This window comes from Lacinutrix sp. (genome assembly GCF_023299985.1).
Lineage (GTDB): Bacteria > Bacteroidota > Bacteroidia > Flavobacteriales > Flavobacteriaceae > Lacinutrix.
This window is the reverse complement of sequence record NZ_JALZVX010000130.1, coordinates 1-5,209: the sequence shown is the minus strand read 5'-3', so window position 1 is coordinate 5,209 and position 5,209 is coordinate 1. Positions and strand designations below refer to the sequence as shown.

The 5,209-nt window shown below is 30.7% G+C and carries 7 protein-coding genes; 3 read left to right on the top strand and 4 right to left on the bottom strand.

Features of this window, described 5'->3' with window-relative positions; all coding sequences use genetic code 11:
- Window positions 1-896 (bottom strand): DMT family transporter (locus Q0C58_RS06990; protein ID WP_290699221.1); only part of this gene is annotated, 896 nt, incomplete at its 3' end.
- Window positions 896-1,246 carry an ArsC/Spx/MgsR family protein gene (locus Q0C58_RS06985; protein ID WP_290699219.1) on the bottom strand — a complete coding sequence of 117 codons (351 nt, stop codon included), beginning with the start codon at window positions 1,244-1,246 and terminating at the stop codon, window positions 896-898. The genes Q0C58_RS06990 and Q0C58_RS06985, both read right to left, overlap by 1 nt.
- 128 nt (window positions 1,247-1,374) lie before the next feature.
- Between Q0C58_RS06985 and Q0C58_RS06980 the strand changes: the two genes are divergently transcribed.
- The gene (locus tag Q0C58_RS06980; RefSeq protein ID WP_290699217.1) at window positions 1,375-1,839 is read left to right on the top strand and encodes a DinB family protein; all 465 of its coding nucleotides are present in this window, start codon (window positions 1,375-1,377) and stop codon (window positions 1,837-1,839) included.
- Here the strand turns inward: Q0C58_RS06980 and Q0C58_RS06975 are convergent.
- Entirely contained in the window at window positions 1,828-2,517 is a 690-nt protein-coding gene (locus tag Q0C58_RS06975) for a DUF4163 domain-containing protein (protein ID WP_290699215.1), read from the bottom strand. The two genes, Q0C58_RS06980 and Q0C58_RS06975, sit on opposite strands and share 12 nt — an antisense overlap.
- 136 nt (window positions 2,518-2,653) lie before the next feature.
- Here Q0C58_RS06975 and Q0C58_RS06970 point away from each other — a divergent pair, with 136 nt between their 5' ends.
- A complete protein-coding gene (locus Q0C58_RS06970; protein WP_290699214.1) occupies window positions 2,654-3,793 on the top strand; it encodes a cystathionine gamma-synthase in 1,140 nt (379 codons plus the stop codon).
- 70 nt (window positions 3,794-3,863) lie between these two features.
- Here Q0C58_RS06970 and Q0C58_RS06965 read toward each other — a convergent pair whose 3' ends face one another.
- The gene (locus Q0C58_RS06965; protein WP_290699212.1) at window positions 3,864-4,655 is read right to left on the bottom strand and encodes a glutamate dehydrogenase; all 792 of its coding nucleotides are present in this window, start codon (window positions 4,653-4,655) and stop codon (window positions 3,864-3,866) included.
- A 224-nt stretch (window positions 4,656-4,879) separates the two neighbouring features.
- On the opposite strand from Q0C58_RS06965, the gene Q0C58_RS06960 reads away from it, so the two are divergent.
- Window positions 4,880-5,209 (top strand): Glu/Leu/Phe/Val dehydrogenase dimerization domain-containing protein (locus Q0C58_RS06960; protein WP_290699210.1); only part of this gene is annotated, 330 nt, incomplete at its 3' end.

The following is a 5,209-nucleotide window of genomic DNA, read 5'->3' as shown; positions in this document are numbered from 1 at the left end:
GCCTTTAATTTTGCTTTAGGCTTTTTAGTTACCAAATACACACCAGCAAATATTAAAGCGGAAGCTATTAATTTAACAGAAGTTAAACTATCACTACCCATAATTATTGCAAATATTCCAGCGATTACAGGTTGTACATATATAAAAGCACTTACAGTAGATGCTTTTAAGTGTTTGAGTGCTAATGGATTTAGTAAATAAGTACCAAACGTTGCACCAACCACCACAAAAATAACAGAGAAATAGATATAAGGTGTAAAAGTATTTATATCTATTTGCAATAAATCATTATAGCCAAAAGGAATAACTAAAATTAATCCAAACAAAAAGAGCCATTTAATAAAGGTAAACGGATGGTATTTTTCGGTTAGTTTTTTTACAATAATAATGTAGATACTGTACGAAACTGCATTAATAAACACAAGTGCATTACCTAAAAGTATATTGTCACCACTTAAATTTGAACGTCCATAAACACTAAGTACAACTGCGCCTAAAAAGCCTAAAACAACTCCAAATATCTTTAAACCTGTTACGCGCTCTTTTAAATAAATAGCAGATAGTATTAATACGATTATAGGAGCAGTAATCATAATTACAGAAGCATGAATAGGAGAAGTAAAAGACAAGCCTTTAAAGAACAATAGCATATTAAGTGCAACTCCAAAAATAGCAGCATAGAAAAAAGTAAGGTAATCTTTTCTGTCTATTTTTTCTTTTGGACCCATAAAACTAAACAACCAAAATAAGGCAGTTGCTCCAGCAACTCTAATAACAATAAAACCAGAAGGTTTTAAAAACGCGCCAGCGAGAACATCTTTAGCAAAAGTAAAGTTTAAACCATACAGTAATTGCACAAGAAATGCGGCTATAAATGCCCAATATTTAGTTTTCATTATAATGCATTTTTAACTGCTTCAACATTAGCTTTAGAGTTGCCAATATAAATTTTGTTATTTAAAATAAAAACAGGTCTACTTAAAAAAGTATAGTGCTCTAAAATTAGATTTTTGTAGTCAGTCTCTGTTAAATCCTTGTTTTTTAAATCACGTTGCTTATAAAGTGTCGCTCTTTTACTGAATAGCGCTTCGTAGCTTCCAGAAAGATTTTGCATTTCATCAATTTGAGCTTCAGTAATAGCTTCGATTTTAATATTTTGAAGCACTACGCTTGAAGGTAAATCAAGTTCCTTTAAAATACGAATACACGTACTGCAAGATTTTAGGTAATATACTTTATCGCTCATCAAATTACTTTTAATTCGTTTCCGTGAAAACGGAAATCTAGATTTAACTCTGCAAATTAAATTCATTTAAAACAGATTCTACTAATGAACTAGCTTAAAGTTTTTACATTTGTTAAAAAATTTAAATTATGGATTTCACTTTCGATGTTTTTGTAAAAACAAGAGGCTTTTTTAAAGCATATTTAGAAGAATTGTCTTTAGAGCAATTAAACGCTATACCAAACGGGTTTAATAATAATATTATCTGGAATATTGGCCATAGTATTGTAACAGAGCAAATTCTAGTTTATAAGCTCTCTGGTTTAAAACCTAATGTAAGTGAAACACTAATTGAAAAATATAAAAAAGGAACGCAACCAGATGGTAAAGCAACGCAAGCAGAAGTAGATGAATTAAAAGCATTAGCATTTAGTACTATCGCGCAAACACAAGCAGATTTTGGCTCTAAAACATTTACTACATTTAACGAATATACTTTATCTACCACAGGTAATACGTTAACAAATGTAAGTCAAGCTATACAATTTGCGCTTATACATGAAGGCATACATAATGGCTATATTTTAGCTTTACTACGCGCTTTAAAAGTTTAAATAGTCGTTTGCAACGGTATAAGAAATTGTAAATTCTATTACATTATTAGTAGCAGAATTAAAGGTTTCGTAAAAGACAATAACTCCATTTTCGCTAAAGCCTAAATTTTCAGGTAATGCAAAGATATCTGTTTCGAAGGCTTTAATACGTTCGTTTTTTGCAGAAAGCAACTCTTTATCATAATATTTTTTAGCTAAATCTGTAAAAGCAGAAACATCGTTTAATAAGTCTTTAGTTTTTAATTCTTTTCCTGTTTTAGAATCAAAATTATAGAATTTAAAGGTTAAAACACTTTGAGCTCCACCAGTATTAATACTAGAGTTCATAGCTATAGAAGTTAAAGTTTTGCTTTTGTAAATAACCTCGCCATCAATTAAGACTTCCCAAGGCGGTAAATTGGTATATAACGTCTTTCCTATTTGTGTTTTAAAATCTTTATACGCTTTTTTAAAACCTTCAATACTTTCTTCTGCGTTAGTTTTAGTATTAGAATCCACTCCAATATTTAGTGCGCTATTTACAAAAAGAGAAAGTGTGGCGTTAATTTTTTTTGCAGCTTCAGTTTTACCTTCAGCTTTTGGAATATTTATTTCTACAGTAGTTTCATCTTCATCTATAATGGAAGTTTCAGAGAAATTGATGGTAGTTTCATCTTCACAAGAAAAAATGAAAGCCATAATAATAATGAAACTAAAAATTTTTATTAATCTGAAAGATGAATTGTTAAACATTGATTAAAGATTTTTATACAATTTTGATACAACGAATTAAAGGCTATTTTTGTTGTAATCAAAAAAACTGAAAGTTATTTTTATGAAATTTAATACAAAAACCATTCATGGTAAACAGCATCCCGATTTAGCATATGGTGCTGTAATACCACCAATATATCAAACTACTACTTACGTACAAACAACTCCTGGTGGACATAAAGGTTTCGAGTATTCAAGAACGCACAACCCAACACGTCAAGCCTTAGAGAATGCTTTTGCAAGTATAGAAAATGGTGAATTTGGTTTGGCTTTTGGTTCTGGTTTAGCAGCTATAGATGCTGTTATAAAACTTTTAAAACCAGGAGATGAGGTGATTTCTACTAACGATCTATATGGTGGCACCTATCGGTTATTTACCTCTATTTTTGAAGGTTTTGGTATAAAATTTCATTTTGTAGGTATGGAAAATGCTGCAAATATTGAAAACTTTGTAAACCATAATACCAAGCTTATTTGGGTAGAAACACCTACAAACCCAATGCTTAATATTATAGACATTAAAGCAACTGCTGCAATTGCAAAAAAGCATAATGTGCTTTTGGCAGTCGATAATACGTTTGCAACGCCATATTTACAGCAACCTCTAGATTTAGGTGCAGATATAGTTATGCATTCTGCTACTAAATATATTGGTGGACATAGCGATTTGGTTATGGGAGCTCTAATTGTTAAGGATAAAGATTTAGCAAAAAAGTTATACTTTATTCAAAATGCGAGTGGTGCAATTTGTGGTCCTCAAGATTCTTTTTTAGCGCTTCGCGGAATTAAAACACTACACGTTAGAATGCAACGTCACTGCGAAAACGCTAAAGCTGTTGCAACCTATTTAGCTTCGCATCCAAAAGTAGAAAATGTGTATTGGCCAGGTTTTAAAAACCATCCAAACCATACTATAGCAAAAACACAGATGAAAGACTTTGGAGGCATGATTTCGTTTAGTACAAAAGGAAATGACTATTCTGAATCCATAAAATTACTAGAGAAATTAAGGATTTTTACACTAGCAGAATCTCTTGGTGGTGTAGAATCTTTAGCAGGGCATCCTGCAAGCATGACACATGCAAGCATACCAAAAGCTGAACGAGAAAAAACAGGTGTTGTAGATTCTTTAATACGCTTAAGTGTTGGTATTGAGGATGAAGAAGATTTAATTAACGATTTAAAACAAGCTTTGGGATAGTACTTGTTTTTATAATAACAAAAAAGCTCAAGCAATAAACTTGAGCTTTTTTGTTATGATTTGTTTTAGATTAGTCTAAGTAATAAATGTATCCGAAATTTAACCATACTAACCAATCATCATTTTTATTGTACACTAATTCGTGATCTAAACCATCTACTAAATCATTAAAATAATATTGACCTCTAAGATCTATCATTAAATCTGAAGACGTTGTTAATTTATAGCGTGCACCAATACTAGTAACTACAGACCAAGTATTTCCGCCACTTACATCTATAGGTTCAGAGTCTGGAGTTACAAACCATGGTGAATAAAAAGTATTAGTACCAGGTGGAGGAGTAAATGTAGAACTAACTTCAGGATTAAAAGACACATAGTGAGCACCAAAACTTACAAAAGGAGCTAGTTTATATGAGAAAGCTTGGAAAGAACGAATACTTAAAGGAAAATATTCAATTTGCATTCCAATATCAAAATTATTAGCTTCACCTTTATGTCCTCTTAATTGTTGCGCACCAACACCTGTTCTAGACGGATCTACAAACTCTCCAAAATGTTCAAGTTTTGTTTTATTATAAGATATTTCTGTTCTTAACTTAAAATGGTCATTAAAATAATTATCTGTAGTATAACAATTACAATCTGCTTGATAAGCAAAGTTTATATAGTGTACTATTCCAATACCAAATCCTGTATTTCCTGCATTGGTTTCGAATTCACTTCTTAAACCAAAGTCAGATTTAAAGGCAACAGGACCAGCTATAACACCTATTTCATGAGAAAACCCTAACTGCGCAAAAGAAATTTGAGCTGTTAGTAGTACGATAATTAGCTTGGCTAAATGTTTTGAATTAAGCATATTTATGTCTGATAATTAGAATCGTTTAATTAACAAATATATAAAAACCCGATAAACAAACAAATTTTATAGACAAAATGCATCGCAATAATTTTATGCTTAAACTAAATATTAAAATAAATGGTTGCGAAATAGAAAAAAAATAAACATCTTTTTTAAAGATAATGTATATTTGTAGTAACAATTGAGGAAATATTTTATTAAAAACATAATTAACCAGTTTAATGGAAAACAAAATTCAAGAATTTTTAGAATTAGTTAAAGAAAAAAATGGGCATGAGCCTGAATTTTTACAAGCCGTACATGAGGTTGCTGAAACTGTAATCCCTTTTATTGAAGAAAATCCAAAATATCAAGGAAAAATGTTATTAGAGCGTATGGTAGAACCAGAGCGTACTATAATATTTAGAGTAGCTTGGATAGACGACAAAGGAGACACACAAGTAAACAGAGCGTTTAGAGTAGAATTTAATTCTGCAATAGGACCATATAAAGGAGGTTTGCGTTTTCATCCTTCAGTAAATTTAAGCATTTTAAAATTTTTAGGTTTCGAA